Origin of the sequence: Rhizobium sp. Rhizsp82 (assembly GCF_047325115.1) — a bacterium.
Classification (GTDB): Bacteria; Pseudomonadota; Alphaproteobacteria; order Rhizobiales; family Rhizobiaceae; genus Rhizobium.
Window position 1 is genome coordinate 50,095 of sequence record NZ_CP168570.1, and the last position, 17,533, is coordinate 67,627.

Annotated in this window: 14 protein-coding genes; 2 read left to right on the plus strand and 12 right to left on the minus strand. The window is 62.5% G+C overall.

The features are described 5' to 3' along the window. Positions 1–166: 166 nt before the first annotated feature. Positions 167–589 carry a MerR family transcriptional regulator gene (locus ACEN84_RS05000; RefSeq protein WP_112718876.1) on the minus strand — a complete coding sequence of 141 codons (423 nt, stop codon included), beginning with the start codon at positions 587–589 and terminating at the stop codon, positions 167–169. Positions 590–659: 70 nt separating this feature from the next. Between ACEN84_RS05000 and ACEN84_RS05005 the strand changes: the two genes are divergently transcribed. Next, complete coding sequence (locus ACEN84_RS05005; RefSeq protein ID WP_413710190.1) at positions 660–2,873, plus strand: heavy metal translocating P-type ATPase; 2,214 nt, start codon at positions 660–662, stop codon at positions 2,871–2,873. 88 nt (positions 2,874–2,961) lie between these two features. After that, on the plus strand, positions 2,962–3,546 hold the full coding sequence (locus ACEN84_RS05010; protein WP_413710191.1) for a YidB family protein: 585 nt from the start codon (positions 2,962–2,964) through the stop codon (positions 3,544–3,546). 71 nt (positions 3,547–3,617) lie between these two features. On the opposite strand, the gene serA is transcribed toward ACEN84_RS05010, so the two are convergent. From serA to tolR, 11 genes are all read right to left on the minus strand, one after another. Beyond that, positions 3,618–5,213 carry a phosphoglycerate dehydrogenase gene (gene serA / locus ACEN84_RS05015; protein WP_112718873.1) on the minus strand — a complete coding sequence of 532 codons (1,596 nt, stop codon included), beginning with the start codon at positions 5,211–5,213 and terminating at the stop codon, positions 3,618–3,620. Positions 5,214–5,298: 85 nt separating this feature from the next. Further along, positions 5,299–6,480, minus strand: a complete 1,182-nt coding sequence (locus ACEN84_RS05020) for a phosphoserine transaminase (RefSeq protein ID WP_130281936.1) — start codon at positions 6,478–6,480, stop codon at positions 5,299–5,301. Positions 6,481–6,669: 189 nt separating this feature from the next. Then, positions 6,670–7,509 carry an outer membrane protein gene (locus tag ACEN84_RS05025; RefSeq protein ID WP_413710192.1) on the minus strand — a complete coding sequence of 280 codons (840 nt, stop codon included), beginning with the start codon at positions 7,507–7,509 and terminating at the stop codon, positions 6,670–6,672. A 204-nt stretch (positions 7,510–7,713) separates the two neighbouring features. Continuing rightward, positions 7,714–9,066: a phosphoglucosamine mutase gene (gene glmM, locus ACEN84_RS05030; RefSeq protein ID WP_112718870.1), complete on the minus strand. Its 1,353-nt coding sequence runs from the start codon at positions 9,064–9,066 to the stop codon at positions 7,714–7,716. 248 nt (positions 9,067–9,314) lie between these two features. Beyond that, a complete protein-coding gene (ftsH, locus tag ACEN84_RS05035) occupies positions 9,315–11,246 on the minus strand; it encodes an ATP-dependent zinc metalloprotease FtsH (RefSeq protein WP_112718869.1) in 1,932 nt (643 codons plus the stop codon). 98 nt (positions 11,247–11,344) lie between these two features. Further along, positions 11,345–12,682 (minus strand): tRNA lysidine(34) synthetase TilS, encoded by a 1,338-nt coding sequence (gene tilS, locus ACEN84_RS05040; protein ID WP_413710193.1) that lies wholly within the window; start codon positions 12,680–12,682, stop codon positions 11,345–11,347. Positions 12,683–12,693: 11 nt separating this feature from the next. After that, positions 12,694–13,737, minus strand: a complete 1,044-nt coding sequence (gene ybgF, locus ACEN84_RS05045) for a tol-pal system protein YbgF (RefSeq protein WP_203428100.1) — start codon at positions 13,735–13,737, stop codon at positions 12,694–12,696. Positions 13,738–13,900: 163 nt separating this feature from the next. Continuing rightward, on the minus strand, positions 13,901–14,431 hold the full coding sequence (gene pal, locus ACEN84_RS05050; protein ID WP_112718866.1) for a peptidoglycan-associated lipoprotein Pal: 531 nt from the start codon (positions 14,429–14,431) through the stop codon (positions 13,901–13,903). A 157-nt stretch (positions 14,432–14,588) separates the two neighbouring features. Next, on the minus strand, positions 14,589–15,899 hold the full coding sequence (gene tolB / locus ACEN84_RS05055) for a Tol-Pal system beta propeller repeat protein TolB (RefSeq protein WP_112718865.1): 1,311 nt from the start codon (positions 15,897–15,899) through the stop codon (positions 14,589–14,591). Between the two features lie 21 nt (positions 15,900–15,920). Beyond that, positions 15,921–17,057 carry a hypothetical protein gene (locus tag ACEN84_RS05060; RefSeq protein WP_413710194.1) on the minus strand — a complete coding sequence of 379 codons (1,137 nt, stop codon included), beginning with the start codon at positions 17,055–17,057 and terminating at the stop codon, positions 15,921–15,923. Between the two features lie 8 nt (positions 17,058–17,065). Next, positions 17,066–17,521, minus strand: a complete 456-nt coding sequence (gene tolR, locus ACEN84_RS05065) for a protein TolR (protein ID WP_112718863.1) — start codon at positions 17,519–17,521, stop codon at positions 17,066–17,068. Between the last annotated feature and the right edge of the window lie 12 nt (positions 17,522–17,533).

A 17,533-nucleotide genomic window follows, 5' to 3' on the forward strand; every position in this document is an offset into this window, starting at 1 on the left:
CGGACCGCGATGTTGTAACGAAAAAAGCTAAATAAAATCAAAATGATAGGATGCATAAACTTTGTGCGATCGCTTATTTAATAAGCAGCCTCGGATAGATTTATGCCGCCGGATCGCGCAAAAGATGCATAGAGGAAGTTCGATCTCTACGCCGCTTGGCACCCGGTCAATGTTGGTGATGCGTGCACTGGCCATGATCGGCAAGGATCTCGATCACCCGGCACTGATCGACGCGGCCGTGCCCGCAGCCCTCGACCATGACCTCGAGCTCCGCCTTCAGCGCCGTCAGGCTGCGGATGCGCTGCTCGACCTCCGCCAGCCGCGCCTTGGCAATCGCATCGGCGGAGGCGCAGGATTGATGCGGATCGTCCTGCAGCGTCAGCAGCGTCCTGATCGCATCGACCTCGAAGCCGAGTTCGCGCGCGTGGCGGATGAAGGCGAGGCGCCTGACGTCCTCGGGCTCATAGGAGCGCTGGTTGCCTTCGCTGCGAACTGGCGCGGCAAGCAACCCGATGCCCTCGTAGTACCGGATGGTCGGCACCTTGACGCCGCTCTGGCGCGCAGCATCTCCGATAGTGATTTTTTTCATGATCGCCTCTTGCACCTCTAGTCGCTAGAGGATGTAGGAAGAATACCGGTAGATGACAAGGAACCGGATCATGGCTGAAACATCCCAGGCAAAATACCGCGTCGGCGGCATGGATTGCGCCTCCTGCGCATCGAAGATCGACACGGCCGTTCGCCGCGTTCCCGGCGTCGAAGATGTTTCCGTATCCGTCACCGCGGGCACGATGACTGTCAGCCACGACGGCAGCAGCGATCTCGGCGCCATCGAGAAGCGGGTAACGGGGCTCGGCTATTCCGTCGTCCCCATGCCGCTCGGCAAGCAGAGCGCCCCTGCCCCGTCATCTCCCGCGCATCACGATCATGACCACGCCGGGCACGATCACGCCCACCATGACCACGACCACGCGGAAATCGAAGGGCTGCACGGCCACGACCATGCGCAGATGGATGGCCCATGGTGGAAAAGCCGGAAGGGCCAGCTCACCATCCTGTCCGGCATCGCTTTCGCGGTCGCCTATGCGGCCGGCCATCTCCTGCCACAGATCTCTGCCTATGCCTTCACTGTCGCCATGCTGATCGGCCTTATCCCGATCGCGCGGCGCGCGGTCATGGCAGCGCTTGCCGGCACGCCCTTCTCGATCGAGATGCTGATGACCATCGCCGCCGTCGGCGCCGTCATCATCAATGCCGCCGAAGAAGCCGCGGCCGTCGTCTTCCTCTTCCTCGTCGGTGAATTGCTCGAAGGTGTCGCGGCGGGCCGCGCCCGCGCCAGCATCCAGTCGCTGACGACGCTGGTCCCGAAGAGCGCATTGCTGGAGGAAAACGGCGCGACGCGCGAAGTTCCCGCCGAAGCGCTTGCCGTCGGCTCGATCATTCTCGTGCGCCCCGGCGATCGCATCTCCGCCGACGGCACCATCGTCTCCGGCGAAAGCGCCATCGATGAATCGCCGGTGACTGGCGAAAGCGTTCCCGTTCGCAAGGGACCCGACGATACGGTCTTCGCCGGCACCGTGAATGGCGACACGGCGCTCCGCATCCGCGTCACCGCAGCGGCCGCCGACAACACCATCGCGCGTGTCGTCAAGCTCGTCGAGGAAGCCCAGGAATCCAAGGCGCCGACGGAGCGCTTCATCGACCGTTTCTCGCGCTATTACACGCCTGGTGTCGTCGCTGTCGCCGCCCTCGTCGCCATCCTGCCGCCGCTCGTTGCCGGTGGTTCCTGGAGCGAATGGGTCTACAAGGGCCTCGCCATCCTGCTGATCGGCTGCCCCTGCGCGCTCGTTATCTCCACCCCCGCCGCCATCGCCGCCTCGCTCTCCTCTGGCGCCCGCCGCGGCCTGCTGCTGAAGGGTGGTGCGGTTCTGGAAGGTCTCGGCAAGATCACCGCCGTGGCGCTCGACAAGACCGGCACGCTGACTGAGGGAAAGCCGAAGGTCACAGACATCCTCGCCTTCGGCAGCTTCACCGGGGCGCAGGTCCTCTCGCGCGCCGCAGTGCTGGAGCGCAGCTCCAGCCACCCGCTGGCGCTGGCGATCCTCAACCGCGCGGCGGCAGACAAGGTGCCGGTGCCCCCGGCATTCGAAGTCGCCGCCATTGCCGGCAAGGGCATGACTGGCCGCGTCGGAGGCGAGCAGCTCGATCTCTTCTCTCCCGCCGCAGTCCGCGAACAACTGAGCCCGGAACAGGACAGCGCGATCCAGGCGCTGAACGATCAAGGCAAGACGGTCTCGATCCTGCTCGTCAACGGCGCGATCGCCGGCGTTATCGCCATGCGCGACGAGCCGCGCGACGATGCGGCAGCCGGGCTGAAGGCGCTGACGGCGCGTGGCGTCAAGGTGGTGATGCTGACCGGCGACAATGCCCGCACCGCAAAGGCGATCGGCGAGCAGCTCGGCATCGAGGTACGCGCCGAGCTGATGCCTGAAGACAAGCAGCGGATCGTCGGCGAACTGAAGCGCGAAGGCTTCACCGTCGCCAAGGTCGGCGACGGCATCAACGACGCCCCTGCCCTTGCGGCTGCCGATATCGGCATCGCCATGGGCGGCGGCACCGATGTGGCGCTGGAAACCGCCGATGCCGCGATCCTCCACGGTCGCGTCGGCGATGTCGCCGCCATGATCGCGCTCTCGCAGCGGACGATGCGCAACATCTTCCAGAACATCACCATTGCCCTCGGCCTGAAGGCCGTGTTCCTGGTCACCACGATCATCGGCATCACCGGCCTCTGGCCCGCGATCCTCGCCGACACCGGCGCGACGGTTCTGGTAACAATCAACGCGCTGCGTCTGTTGCGCCCGGCGCGTTGAAAAATCCGCACTCGCGGAACATTTTGGCCTGTCGCGCATTCACGCTCGCGGGCGGACTGCGCCCTGGCGATTTCAGCGGGAGGACACCATGGATCGCAAAAGTCTTATGGCATTGCTGGGCATTCTGGCCGTTGCGGGCTACCAGAACCGCGACAACATAACGGCGACGCTGCGCGAGATGACCGGCGGCGGGCAGCCGCAGGGCTCCGGGGCGCAACCCGGCGGCGCGGCTCCACAGGCCGATGGCGGCCTCGGTGGCCTGCTCGGCGGCATTCTCGGCGGCGGGGATAGTGGCGGTGCAGCACAATCCGGCGGCCTTGGTGGATTGGGCGGCCTGCTTGGCGGTCTCGCCAGCACCGGCCTTGGCGATCTGCTCAAGGGCAATTCCGCCGGCGGCATCCTGAGCGGCGGTCTTGGCGGGCTGCTCGATCACTTCCAGCAGAACGGCTTCGGCGACACGGCAAACTCCTGGGTTTCCTCGGGAGAGAACAAGCCGATCGACAACGGCCAGCTCTCCCAGGCGCTCGGCCCCGACATTCTGGACGAGCTCGCCAAGGCGACCGGCCTGAACAAGGACGACCTCCTCGCCCGGCTTTCGAAGACATTGCCGCAGGCCGTCGATGGGCTGACGCCGCAGGGCCGCGTGCCTGACGCGGGAAGCATCAGCGCCTGATCCCCAATCGCACGAAAAAGCCCGGCGCAGTCTCCCGCGCCGGGCTTTTCTATGTCTTCCTGGGAGGAAAATCAGTCGACTGCGAAGACCAGCGGCTTTGCCTGGCGGATCGCCGCATTGGCCGTCAGCTTCGCCAGAACTTCATCGCTCAGCGGACCATCGACATAGAGCAGCGCGATGGCATCGCCGCCCTGCTTGTCACGGCCGAGCTGGAAATTGGCGATGTTGACGCCGGCAGAGCCGAGCGTCGTGCCGATGAAGCCGATCATACCAGGGACGTCGGTATTGGTGATGTAGACCATGTGCGAACCGACATCGGCGTCGAGGTTGATGCCCTTGATCTGGATGAAGCGCGGCTTGCCATCCGAGAAGACGGTACCGGCAATCGAGCGCGTCATCGTGTCGGTCTTCACCGTCAGCTTGATATAACCGTCATAGACGCCGGTCTTGTCGCGCTTGACTTCGGAAAGGACGATGCCCTTTTCCTTGATCATGACGGGAGCCGAAACCATGTTCACGTCGGCAACCTGACTGCGGATCAGGCCGGCCAGCGTCGCAGAGGTGAGTGCCCGGGTGTTCATGCCGGCGGTGACGCCGTCATAGAGGATCTCGATTTCCTTGATCGGCTCGTCGGTGACCTGGCCGACAAAGGCGCCGAGAACGTCGGCGAGCTTGATGAACGGCTTGAGGATCGGCGCTTCTTCAGCGGTGATCGAGGGCATGTTGATGGCGTTCGAAACCGCACCCTTGACGAGGTAATCCGACATCTGCTCGGCAACCTGCAGAGCGACGTTTTCCTGCGCTTCCGTGGTCGAGGCGCCGAGATGCGGCGTGCAGACGACGTTCGGCAGGCCGAAGAGCGGGCTTTCCTTGGCTGGCTCGACTTCGAAGACGTCGAAACCGGCACCGGCAACGTGACCGGACTTGATGGCCTCAGCGAGTGCAGCTTCGTCGACGAGGCCGCCACGGGCGCAGTTGATGATGCGCACGCCGGGCTTGGTCTTGGCGAGATTTTCCTTGCCGAGAATGCCGCGGGTCTTGTCGGTCATCGGCACGTGCAGGGTGATGAAATCGGCCTGGGCCAGCAGCTCGTCGAGCTCGACCTTGGTGACGCCCATTTCCTGGGCGCGTTCGGCCGAGAGGAAGGGGTCATAGGCGAGGACATGCATGCCGAGGCCAATCGCCTTCTTGCAGACGATGCCACCGATATTGCCGGCGCCGATAACGCCGAGCGTCTTGCCGGTGATTTCGACACCCATGAACTTCGACTTTTCCCACTTGCCGGCCTGCGTCGAGGCATCGGCCTGCGGCAGCTGGCGGGCAACGGCAAACATCAGCGCGATGGCGTGTTCGGCCGTGGTGATCGAGTTGCCGAAAGGCGTGTTCATGACGATGATACCGCGGCGCGATGCAGCCGGGATATCAACATTGTCGACGCCGATGCCGGCGCGGCCGATGACCTTCAGGTTGGTCGCCGAAGCGATCAGCTTTTCGGTCGCCTTGGTGGCCGAACGGATGGCAAGACCATCATAGTTGCCGATGATTTCGGCGAGCTTGTCCTTGTCCTTGCCGAGCTGCGGCTGGAAATCGACTTCGACGCCGCGGTCACGGAAAATCTGGACGGCGGTTTCCGACAGTTCGTCGGATACGAGAACGCGAGGTGCCATTGGGGGCTTCCTTCAAAAAGTTCAGCGATGGATGAAATCAGGGATGCTGGGCTCCGCCATCAAGACGGAGCCTTATGCGATCAGCTCAGGCAGCAGCCTGGGAAAGCGTAGCTTTCTGCGTTTCGAAGGCCCAGGAGAGCCACGGCATCAGCTTCTGCATGTCGGATGCCTCGATCGTCGCACCGGCCCATATGCGCAGGCCCGACGGGGCATCGCGGTAGGCGCCGATATCATAGGCGACGCCTTCCTTTTCGAGGAGAGCGACGAGACCCTTGGCGAAATTCGCCTGGCCGTCCGCGTCGAGAGCGACGACATCCTTGTCGACGATCTTCAGGCAGATGGAGGTGTTGGAAGCCGTCTCGGCCTTGACCGCCAGGTTGGCGATCCAGTCATTGGCAGCGATGAAATCGGCGATGACCTTGGTATTGGCATCGGCACGCGCCATCAGCGCCTTCAGGCCTCCGAGCTTCTGAGCCCAGAGCAGCGCATCGATATAGTCCTCGACGCAGAGCATCGACGGCGTGTTGATCGTCTCGCCGGTGAAGATGCCCTCGATCAGCTTGCCGCCCGAGGTCATGCGGAAGATCTTCGGCAGCGGCCAGGCCGGCGCATAGGTCGTCAGGCGCTCGACGGCGCGCGGCGACAGGATGATGACGCCATGAGCGCCCTCGCCGCCGAGAACCTTCTGCCAGGAGAAGGTGACGACATCGAGCTTGGCGAAGTCCATGTCCTGGGCAAATGCCGAGGAGGTCGCGTCGCAGATCGTCAGGCCCTTGCGGTCGGCAGGAATGAAATCGGCGTTCGGAACGCGAACGCCCGAGGTGGTGCCGTTCCAGGTGAAGACAACGTCGCGGTCGAAATCGATGGTCGAGAGATCGGGCAGCTCGCCGTAACCGGCTTCGATCTTGCGCACGTCCTTCAGCTTCAGCTGCTTGACGACATCGGTGACCCAGCCGGCGCCAAAGCTTTCCCAGGCGACCATGTCGACGCCGCGCTCGCCGAGCAGCGACCAGAGCGCCATTTCGACGGCGCCGGTATCGGAGGCAGGAACGATGCCGATGCGGTAGTCCGCGGGCACTTCCAGAATTTCACGGGTAAGATCGATGGCCTGCTTCAGCTTCGTCTTGCCGACTTTCGCACGGTGCGAGCGGCCGAGAGGCGCGTCGGAGAGAGCATCGAGCGACCAACCGGGGCGCTTCGAGCAAGGGCCAGAAGAAAAATGGGTGTTATTCGGACGTACGTCCGGCTTTGCGGTGGCAGTGGCCATATGTATACCCTTCCAGGTAATTAGCCTCTCGTTGGGGAGAGGTGTCCCGCCGCCGTAGATACAGACGTCGCCCGTCATGGTCAACGGAGAAGTGTCGCAGCCTGAGGATTTTTTGACGCAGGCGCGACGGATGGCCACAAACGCAAAAAGCCGCCCGAAGGCGGCTTTCGCAAATCAGTCTCGATCCGATTACTTGTAAACCGGCTGCTGCAGCGGGATCGCCGGAGCGGGTTCATAGGCAACGGGCTCCTGGCAACCGCCGAAGAGGTAACGGGCACCGGCGCGGACTTCGTGGACGTTGAAGCCCTTGTCACGGCCCGGGCCGCCGTTTTCAGCGTAGCCGAACATGCTGCCGCCGTTGACATGCAGGAAGCGGTAGCCGAGGTCGGCCTTGACGTTGCAGCTGACGTCGATGGAGGTACCGGCCATCAGAGCGTAGCTGAAGCGCCAGTTGCCCTTGCCGTTATGCGTAACTTCGTCATCGCAACCGCCGCCGTCGTCCTGGCAGGCGACGTTGCGGAGGTTGTTCCACTTGACGTAGGAGCCACCGATACCGGCACCGGCGTAAGGCGTGAAGATGCCGTAGGTGCCGAGATCGACATAGGCGTTGGCCATCAGGTTCCAGGCGCTCAGCGACGAACGATCGCTCGACGTGCAAGGCTCGAGCGGCGAGCCGCACTCGCCCGTGGTCGAACCGTGGAAGTCAGCCTTGGTCAGGTAATCCAGCGTCAGATCGGTGCGCAGGTAGTTGTTGACCTGGTAACCGACACCGCCGCCGACGGTGAAGCTGTCGCGAAGATCGGCGCTGGTGAAATCAACTTCGTTGTCATTGCTGCCTTGGAAATAGCGGGCGCCGCGCAGATCGGTGAAGCCGTAGCCGACGTCACCGCGCAGATACCAGCCGGTCGTTTCCGTGACCGTGACTTCCGGCGGCATTTCCGGGACCGGCTCGACAGGAGCGAGATCGGCCGCCAGTGCATTCGATGTCATCAGCAGTGCGGCGAAGATGCCGGCCAAGCTTCTTTTCATGATCCACTCCAAAGAAGTTACATTGGCCCGGCACGCGCCTGCCAATCTGATACGCTTTGCATGGATAATGAACGGGAAACGTTAAAACCCGCTTAACTACGAATATTTACCGTGTTTCTTCAGAGATCGCTCACCATAGTCAGTGGCGCAAAGAAAAAGCCGGCGCTGAAAGCACCGGCTTCATGATTGGCTGGAACGTTAGTCTTAAGCCGCGCTGCGCACGTTCGAGATCGTGCCGATCAGGTCGTTGACGATGCGCTCGATCTGGGCGCGGTCGTCGCCTTCGGCCATCACGCGGATCAGCGGTTCGGTGCCGGAGGGGCGGATGACGAGGCGGCCGTTCTTGGCGAGCTCGGCTTCGGCATCGGCGATCGCCTTCTGCACCTGGATATCCTCGAGCGGCTTGCCGCCGGAGATGCGGACATTGCGCAGCAGCTGCGGCACCGGCTCGAACCGGCGGCAGATCTCGCTGACCGTCTTGCCGGTGCGCTTCACGGCCGCCAGGATCTGCAGGGCAGCCACGAGACCGTCGCCCGTCGTGCCGTAGTCGGACATGACGATATGGCCGGACTGTTCGCCGCCAACATTGTAATTGTGCTGGCGCATATGCTCGACGACATAGCGGTCGCCGACCTTGGTGCGGGCAAGGTTCATGCCTTTGTCTTCCAGGAAACGTTCCAGGCCGAGATTGGACATCACGGTGGCGACGATGCCATTGCCGCGCAGCTGCTGGCTGTCGGCCCAGCTTTCGGCGATGACGGCCATCAGCTGGTCGCCGTCGACGATTGCGCCGTTTTCATCGACGATGATCACGCGGTCCGCATCGCCATCGAGCGCGATGCCTATATCGGCGCGCACTTCATCGACCTTCTTCTGCAGGGCGACCGGGCTCGTCGAACCGCAATTGAGATTGATGTTCGTACCGTTCGGTTCGTTGCCGATCGTCACGACATCGGCGCCGAGTTCCCAGAGCGCGGCCGGAGCGACCTTGTAGGCGGCGCCATTGGCGCAGTCGATGGCGATCCTCAGGCCCTGTAGCGTCACGTCGCGCGGCAGCGTGCGCTTGGCATGCTCGATATAGCGGTCGTGAACGCCGTCGATGCGTTTGGCGCGGCCGATATCGTCAGACTTGGCAAGTTGGCCGGACAGGTCCTTCTCGAGCAGCTCTTCGATCTGCTGCTCGATGTCGTCGGAAAGCTTGTAGCCGTCAGGGCCGAAGAGCTTGATGCCGTTGTCTTCGTAAGGGTTGTGCGAGGCGGAGATCATCACGCCGATATCGGCGCGCAGCGAGCGCGTCAGCATGGCGACAGCGGGAGTCGGGATCGGGCCGAGAACGAAGGCGTCGATGCCGGCGGCGGTGAAGCCTGCGACCATCGCGTTCTCCAGCATGTAACCGGAAAGGCGGGTGTCCTTGCCGATGACGACGCGGTGGCGGTGGCTGCCGCGGCGGAAGATGGTGCCGACTGCGATGCCGACCCGCATCGCCAGATCCGGTGTCATCGGGAAGATGTTCGACTGGCCGCGAATGCCGTCCGTGCCGAAGTAACGTCTTTTCATATGTACCCCTATGCTTCCGGCGCGCCAAGAAGACGGCGCCATGTGCCAAGCAATTCCCGGCTGCGGGAACGAATCAAATCGCTCGAAATCCACTGATGCAGCCTGCTCATGATAGCGGCATGCCACAAAACGCAGGCGCCATCACGTCAATTACGACGAAAACCGATTATATCGCGTTACTGCACAGAAAAGGCCGGATTTCCTGGGGAAACCCGGCCTCTCTTAAGCTTAGTCCGTTGTACTTTCGGTCAATGCGGCTGCGGCTCGAGGCCACCTTCGGCCTCATCGCCCTTGGACGCCGGACGGGCGCCAGCCTTCGGAACAGCCGAACCACGGCTCGGCGGCGTATCGTCGCCAAGATCGCGCGCCGGCTTTTCGCCGCGGATAAGCGCCTTGATCTCTTCGCCGGTCAGCGTTTCGTATTCCAGCAGGCCCTCGGCAATCGCGACGAATTCGTCGTGGTTGTCGGTCAGGATCTGGCGGGCCTCGGTATAGGCGTCTTCGATCAGGCGGCGCACTTCGCTGTCGATCTTCTGGGCCGTCGCTTCGGAGACGTTCTTCGACTGCGAAACCGAATGGCCGAGGAAGACTTCCTGCTGGTTTTCACCATAGGCGACCTGGCCGAGCACGTCGGAGAAGCCCCACTGGGTGACCATGGCGCGGGCAAGCTTGGTGGCCTGCTCGATATCGGAGGACGCACCCGAGGTGATGTTCTCCTTGCCAAAGGTCAGTTCCTCAGCGATACGGCCGCCCATCATGATGACGAGACGCGAGACCATCCACTTATAGCTCATCGAGTAGCGGTCGCCCTCGGGAAGCTGCATGACCATGCCGAGAGCACGGCCGCGCGGGATGATCGTTGCCTTGTGCAGCGGATCGGCGACGGCAACCTTGAGCGCCGTGATCGCGTGACCGGCTTCGTGATAGGCCGTGAGCTTCTTTTCCGCCTCGGTCATCGCCGAAGAGCGGCGCTCGGCGCCCATCATGATCTTGTCCTTGGCGTCTTCGAATTCCTGCATGGTGACGACGCGCTTGTTGCGGCGTGCGGCCATCAGGGCAGCTTCGTTGACGAGGTTCATCAGGTCGGCACCCGAGAAACCGGGCGTACCGCGCGCCAGCGTCTTCAGATCGACATTCGGAGCCAGAGGAACATTGCGCGCATGAACCTTCAGGATACGTTCGCGGCCGACGATATCGGGGTTCGGAACCACGACCTGGCGGTCGAAACGGCCCGGACGCAGCAGCGCGGGATCGAGAACGTCAGGACGGTTGGTCGCAGCGATCAGGATGATGCCTTCATTGGCTTCGAAGCCGTCCATCTCGACGAGGAGCTGGTTGAGCGTCTGTTCGCGTTCATCGTTACCGCCACCGAGACCGGCGCCACGATGGCGGCCGACGGCGTCGATTTCGTCGATGAAGATGATGCAGGGCGCATTCTTCTTGGCCTGCTCGAACATGTCGCGGACACGGCTTGCACCGACGCCGACGAACATTTCGACGAAGTCGGAACCCGAGATCGTGAAGAACGGCACATTGGCTTCGCCCGCAACGGAGCGCGCCAGCAGCGTCTTACCGGTACCGGGAGGGCCGACGAGCAGAACGCCGCGCGGGATCTTGCCGCCGAGACGCTGGAACTTCTGCGGGTCACGCAGGAATTCGACGATTTCCTCAAGGTCCTGCTTGGCTTCGTCGACGCCAGCGACGTCTTCGAAAGTCACGCGGCCATGCGCTTCGGTCAGAAGCTTGGCCTTGGACTTGCCGAAGCCCATCGCGCCGCGCGAGCCACCCTGCATCTGGCGCATGAAGAACAGCCAGACGCCGAGGATCAAGAGCATCGGCAGCAGCGTGCCGAGATAGCTCAGGAAGCCGGAAGAGCCGTCGGTTTCCGGACGTGCCGAAACCAGGACGTTCTTGGTCTGCAGGCGGTCCAGCAGGCTGTCGTCGATTACAGGCGAATAGGTCTGGAAGGTGGTGCCATTTTCAACATAGCTTCCGGAGACACGGTTGCCCGTGACCACGACTTCCTTGACACGGCCCGCATCCACCTCACGCAGGAACTGCGAATAAGGGATTTCGCGCGAGCTGGTCTGTGCCGGCGTCGTCTGGAACATGCTGAAAAGGGCGATCAGCAGAAGCGCTATGATCGCCCACAAGGCGAAATTACGTAAGTTAGGGTTCATTGAACTCCCCAGCACTGGAACAGCCGCCGTTTGGCGGCCGTCTTATTTGAACTCTAACATAGGGTTGCGCTGTGCCGTTGCCAAGGCGATCCCCTGCGTCAGGTGGTTTTTCCGTCAATAAGTCCTAAAGGCAGCGTTGGATAGGGGCGTGTTCCAAATGCCGCCGTCAGGCGCCCGGCGAAAATGAAGTCGAATCGTGTCAAAAAGCGGTCGAACGGCGCAAAATACGGTTCGAGCGCCACGGTGCCCAAAAATGCTCCGGACACATTTGCGTCATCCGCTGGAAAGATCGCCGGCTGGGCGGCAAGGGCACGCTTCAACGCCGATTTCGGCAGGCGGCTTTCGGAGGGCGTTTCGGCAGCGATACCGCCGCTTTTTTCGATCCTGATCGGGAAGCTCGCGCCGTTGACGACGCGGAACCGCCCATCCCAGATGCCGCTCGCGCCGGGAGACAGAGAGAGTGGCAAGATGCCGCGGTCTTCGCGGCTGAGATAGAGGCCATCACGGCGCTTGTCGAAGACGACGCGGCCTGCCGTCACCCTCCCCGGCTCGCCGGTCCCAAGGAAAGTCAGAAGCCGCTGCAGCGACTGAGCCCCCATTGCGAAAGACTGCCCGCCGAAGACAGCGCCGAGACGGCCGAGTGCATAGGCGAATGCCGGATTACCGGCCGCGATGCCTTCGATTGCGATACGCCCGAGACCTGGGGCGCAAAGAGTGAAATGCTCCGTCAGCCAATCCGCCGCCGCATCTGCGAGCGCTGCGCGGCCTTCCGGCTGCGGCAATTGGCGAGCCACAGCATCGGCAGGCATCGCCGCCCGCGTTTGAACCCGCTCATACTTCATGTCGTCATTGCTGGGATCATCCGACCAGCCGACACCGCGAGACGTGAGAAAACGTCGGATATCGCCCCGCGTGCTCGCAAGCAGCGGCCGGGCGATCCAGATGGAGCGGGCGAACAGCACCGCATCAGCAATGCCCGTATCTAGGTCGCCGGCGGAACCGCGCTTGCCGCGCATGATCAGGGTTTCCCGCTGATCGTCGAGCGTATGGGCCGTGACGATGAGATCGGCGCCGAACTCGGCAGCGGTTTCGGCGAGCAGCGCATACCGCGCCTCGCGGGCGGCAGCCATGATGCCGGATTTCGGCTTGGCGCCACGCCAGACCAAGATCCGGTGCGGAATGGAGAGCGATTGGCAGAGAGCTGCGACATCGCGCGCCTCATCCGCCGATCCGGCGCGCAGATCGTGATCGACCGTTGCGGCGCAGAGGGAGAATTTCGAATGGAGATCGGCTTTGACGGCTTCAGCGAGCGCGACGAGAAGCCCGGTGGAATCGCTGCCCCCTGAAATCGCGACGAGAATGCGCGCGGGTTCGGCAAGCGATTGGAGAAAGCGGCTGACCGCTGCCTCGGGCGACAGGGGGATTTCCGGAGACAAGCCGGAAACCCTTAGCAGGCGAGACGCTTCTGTTCGCTCGCGACCTTGCTTATGACAGCGCGCGAAGCCTTCGGATAACGGCGGGTCACTTCCTTGAGCGTTGCGCAGGCCGTGTCGGTGTTATCAAGAGCGGCAAGCGACATGCCGAGCTTCAGAAGCATTTCCGGCGCCTTCTCGGAAGAACCGTATTTCTGATGCGCGTTCAGGAAGGTCTTGGCGGCCTCGTTGAACTTGCCCTGCGAATAAAGCGCTTCGCCAAGCCAGAAGTTGGCGTCGGCAGCGCGGGCGCTGCCTGGGTACTGGGCGATATACTGCGTGAATTCCTGTTCGGCCGTCGCATAGTCGCCGGAGAGAACATGGCCGTAAGCGGCCTTGTACTGGTCGTTCTCGCTGCCGAGCGATGCCGTCTGCTGCGACGAGGTACCGGCGCCCGGAGGCGGCAGCGGCGCAGAGCCGACTTCAGCGCCCGGATTGACCGTCCCGCCGACCGGGTTGCCGTTCTGGTCGAAATCCATCGAGCCGAGCTGCTGCGGCGGCTGGCCGAGACCGCTGTTCGACGGCACGTCGTTGGAGGGAGCCGTTTCGGCTCCCTGCGGTGCTTGGATGATCGTCGCGACATCATCGCCGCCCTGCCCCTGCGAACCGGCCTGCGCCTGGTTCGTCGATGCGGGAGGAACGTCTGCCTCGCTCTTCTTGGTGCCCTTGGTGCTGCCGCCCATCGAGCCGCCGCCACCACCGCCACCACCGCCCTTTTCGAGCTGCTGGAAGCGGAACTCGTTGTCTTCCTGCGTCTTGCGAAGCGATTCCTGCATCTGCAGGATCTGGTAGCTCATCTCTTCGATGCGGCCGTTCAGCTGACGCAGCTGGTCTTCGAGCTGCTGCACACGCATTTCCGTGCCGCTGCTCTGCACGTTGACGACAGGCGGCATCTGCGCCTGGGTCTGCGCGGGCTTGCCGCCAAGATTCAGACCGAGAAACGATGCGGAGTAAGCCGCTCGCTCGGTTCCCGTCACAGCCGCGAGGCAGAGCACCCCTGCCACGACATATTTCTTCATAGGTATCGTCCTGTCCCAGTGATTCTTCGCGCCCCGATGGCACGAACAGGAGATTTTGCCAATTGCTTTCAAAAAGCAACGGAGTCTGGCCAAAGTGTGTTCAAAAAGAAAAGGCGGCCCGCGAACGGACCGCCTTTCCAAAATGTAATGCGATATCCGCAGATTACATGCCAGCGCCGCCGAGAACGGTAACGGCGCGGCGGTTCTGCGACCAGCAGGAAATGTCGTCGCAGACGGCGACCGGACGTTCCTTGCCGTAGGAGATCGTCTTCATCCGCTGAGCCGGGACGCCGCGCGAAGCGAGGTAGTCCTTGGTGGCAGCCGCACGGCGCGCGCCGAGAGCAAGGTTGTATTCGCGGGTACCGCGTTCGTCGGCATGGCCTTCGACGGTGATCGCGTAGTTCGGGTAGCGGGCGAGCCACTGAGCCTGACGGTCGAGCGTCTGGGCAGCGTCTGCACGGATCGAGGTGGAGTCGGTATCGAAGAAGATACGGTCGCCGACGTTGACGGTGAAGTCCTGAGCCGAACCCGGGGTCGCCGCACCGGCGCCGAGGCCGAGATCGCCGGCGCTGTTGGCCATGTTCTTCTTGTTGGCGCAGCCAGCGAGAGCCAGACCAGCAACGAGAGCGATCATGACGGGATTGCGGGCGAGATTCTGCATGCGGCTCATAGCCGGGGTATGAATGCGGCTCATGGCCGGGTCTCCTTGCGACTTCATCAGGGTTGCCGGACTGTAACCGTACTCGGTTAACCGCCGCTCAATAAGTATGGTTAACGATTTACTGATTTGTCCCTACATTGCCCATTTTCAGGACTTTGCGGCGACATGAAGGCGTATTCCAGGCTCTCCACTACTCAAGCAGCGGCGACCATGCCGGGTCGGAAGCGTAGGTCGGAGTCTTGATGAGCTGCTCGTTGTAGCCCGTCAGGTCGATCGAATAGAGCTGCGGACCACCGGCACCCGCCGCCTGGCGGAAGAACATGATGACGCGGCCGTTCGGTGCCCAGGTCGGGCCTTCGTTGTGGAAGCCCGTCGTCAGGATACGCTCGCCCGAACCGTCCGGCTTCATCACGCCGATCGAGAACTTGCCGCCCGACTGCTTGGTGAAGGCGATGAGATCGCCACGCGGAGACCAGACCGGCGTCGAGTAGTTGCCGTCGCCGAAGGAGATGCGCGTCTGGCCGGAGCCGTCGGCATTCATCACGTAGATCTGCTGATGGCCGCCGCGGTCGCTTTCGAAGACGATGCGGTTGCCGTCAGGCGAATAGGACGGGGACGTATCGATCGCCGCCGTCGAGGTCAGGCGGGTCGTCGTGCGCGAACGCAGGTCCATCGTATAGATGTTGGCGTTGCCTTCCTGCTGCAGGCTCATGACGACCTTCTGGCCATCTGGCGAGAAGCGCGGCGAAAACGTCATGCCCGGGAAGTTGCCGACCACTTCGCGCTGTCCGGTCTCCAGCTGCAGCAGGTAGACGCGCGGCTGCTGGTTGGCGAACGACATGTAGGTCACTTCCTGGCGGTTCGGCGAGAAGCGCGGCGTCAAAACGAGGTCGCTGCCATCGGTCAGGGTGCGGACGTTGAAGCCGTCCTGGTCCATGATGGCGAGCTGGCGCTTGCGCTGCTGCTTCGTGCCGGATTCCGAGACGAAGACGACGCGGGTGTCGAAATAGCCTTCTTCGCCGGTGATCTGCTTGTAGATCGCGTCAGCGATGATGTGGGCGACGCGGCGCCAGTTTTCCGGCTGCGTGTAGAACTGCTGGCCGGTCATCTGCTGGCCGGCAAAGGTGTCCCAGAGGCGGAACTCGGCGCGAAGGCGGCCATCGGCCTCCTGCGTGACGCGACCGGTGACCAGTGCCTGCGCATTGATGACCTTCCAGTCCTCGAAGCGCGGAGCGGCATCGGGGTTCGAAATCTTCTCGATGAAGGCGTTCTTGTTGACGGGCGCGAAAAGGCCCGAGCGCTGCAGGTCGGCGGCAATCACCTGAGACACCTGGGCGCCCATGTCGCCCTGCAGGAAGTCGGTGACGGCGATCGGCAGCGGCTGAACGTTGCCCTTGTTGATGTTAATTTCGACGAGCGCGTTCGCAGGCGTCGTAAACGCACCCGCGGTGACGAGACCCGCCACCATCATCAAGGCGCGGAGAAGGGAAGACTTTCTCATATGACAGAGGCCTTTCAGCATTTAAATCCCTAGATCGCTGGGATCGAAGTTCACGACGACTTCGTTCCAGGCATCGTATTTATCTTTTGGAAGAGTGGAGAACGGCGCGGACTTCATGATCGCGCGATAGGCACCGCCTTCGAGAGCGCGGCGGGTCGCATCGTTGTCGCCACCGGTCGCCTCGACTTCGGGCTGGCCGATGATGTTGCCGTCTTCATCAAGCTTCATGTGCACCTTGATGCGCACTTCATTCATGCCTTCCATGCCCGGAATGACATTCCAGTTGCCGGCAATCGCGCTCTTCAGCGCATCCATTTCGCTCATCGACAGCTTCGAAGCACCCTGGGTAGCCTTCTTGGCGCCGAGCGAGGCTTCCTGCGTCGAGCGCTTGGTGCCGCCGGCGGAAGGATCGGTCTTGTTCAGGAGGGCGGCGATATCGTCGGCATTGAAGTCGCTCTTCATCGACGAAGCGGACTTGGCCACTTCGCGCTTCTGATCGTCCTTCTTCTTGTCGGTCGGCTTTTCAGCCGTCTTCGGCTGGTCCTGAGGCTTTTCCGGCGGCTTCTCGGCCTGCTTTTCCTCAGGCGGTTTCACCTGCGGCTTGGCAACCGGGGTCGGCACCTTGTCCGGCAGCGCTTCGGCGTCGGGCTTCGGCGCTTCCTCCGGCTTTGCTTCCTCGACCGGCTTTTCCTCCGGCTTCGGCGGCGTCGGCGCGACGTCAGGCTTGGTCTGCGGAATGGAAGCGACTTCCTTCGGCTGTCCGACCTCGGTCTCTTCCTTGTTGACTTCCTTCACCTCGTTCGGGATCGGATCGATCTTCTGCGCCGGCTTCTCGCTGGAATTGGCGGCAGCCGCATCCGTATTGCTCGGCTTGGCGTTCGGAACCGGAGGTGTCTTGAGGTCGACCTTGTTGTCGCCGACATTCTCGCCCTGGTCGGGCGTCGGCGGACGCGTCGTCGGCTTCGGCGCCGACGTTTCCTTCATCGGCGCCTTCTTGTCGCCCTGCTGCATCTGGGTGATCGATTCGACCGGCACCAGATCGACCGGCATCGCTTCGAAATCATCGACCTTGAAATGCTCGGGCGAGCCGATGCTGACCAGTGCCGCAGCGAGCACCAGTCCATGCAGAACAGCAGATGTGACGACGCTGGTCTTCATCTTGCTTTCTACTGGTCCTTCTTCTGCTGCGTGACGAGGCCGATATTCTTGAAGCCCGCACCCTGGATGCGTGCCATCACGTCGGCGATCACGCCGTAGGGCGCAGTTGCATCACCGCGCACGAAAATGCGCTCGTTGTAGCCGGTCGTGGCAATCGCTTCGAGTTTCGCAGCAACCTCGTCGACCGGGATCGGCGTTTCCTGAAGATAGACTTCGCCGCTGTTCTTGACCGAAATCGTGATCGGCTGCGTCTCGGAATTCAGTGCCTTCGCCTGCGTTTCCGGCAGGTCGATCGGCACACCAACCGTCATCATCGGTGCTGCGACCATGAAGATGATCAGCAACACGAGCATGACGTCGACAAGCGGCGTCACGTTGATTTCGGAAATTACGTTCTTGTTCCGGCCACCGCGGCGGCGGCGTCCGCCACCGCTTCCGGAATTGCCTCCAACAGCCATACCCATGGTCGTTACCCC

Coding starts and splice junctions, on each gene's coding strand:
- ACEN84_RS05000 (WP_112718876.1), bottom strand. CDS start 589: ATGAAAAAAATCACTATCGGAGATGCTGCGCGCCAGAGCGGCGTCAAG.
- ACEN84_RS05005 (WP_413710190.1), top strand. CDS start 660: ATGGCTGAAACATCCCAGGCAAAATACCGCGTCGGCGGCATGGATTGC.
- ACEN84_RS05010 (WP_413710191.1), top strand. CDS start 2,962: ATGGATCGCAAAAGTCTTATGGCATTGCTGGGCATTCTGGCCGTTGCG.
- serA (WP_112718873.1), bottom strand. CDS start 5,213: ATGGCACCTCGCGTTCTCGTATCCGACGAACTGTCGGAAACCGCCGTC.
- ACEN84_RS05020 (WP_130281936.1), bottom strand. CDS start 6,480: ATGGCCACTGCCACCGCAAAGCCGGACGTACGTCCGAATAACACCCAT.
- ACEN84_RS05025 (WP_413710192.1), bottom strand. CDS start 7,509: ATGAAAAGAAGCTTGGCCGGCATCTTCGCCGCACTGCTGATGACATCG.
- glmM (WP_112718870.1), bottom strand. CDS start 9,066: ATGAAAAGACGTTACTTCGGCACGGACGGCATTCGCGGCCAGTCGAAC.
- ftsH (WP_112718869.1), bottom strand. CDS start 11,246: ATGAACCCTAACTTACGTAATTTCGCCTTGTGGGCGATCATAGCGCTT.
- ybgF (WP_203428100.1), bottom strand. CDS start 13,737: ATGAAGAAATATGTCGTGGCAGGGGTGCTCTGCCTCGCGGCTGTGACG.
- pal (WP_112718866.1), bottom strand. CDS start 14,431: ATGAGCCGCATTCATACCCCGGCTATGAGCCGCATGCAGAATCTCGCC.
- tolB (WP_112718865.1), bottom strand. CDS start 15,899: ATGAGAAAGTCTTCCCTTCTCCGCGCCTTGATGATGGTGGCGGGTCTC.
- ACEN84_RS05060 (WP_413710194.1), bottom strand. CDS start 17,057: ATGAAGACCAGCGTCGTCACATCTGCTGTTCTGCATGGACTGGTGCTC.
- tolR (WP_112718863.1), bottom strand. CDS start 17,521: ATGGGTATGGCTGTTGGAGGCAATTCCGGAAGCGGTGGCGGACGCCGC.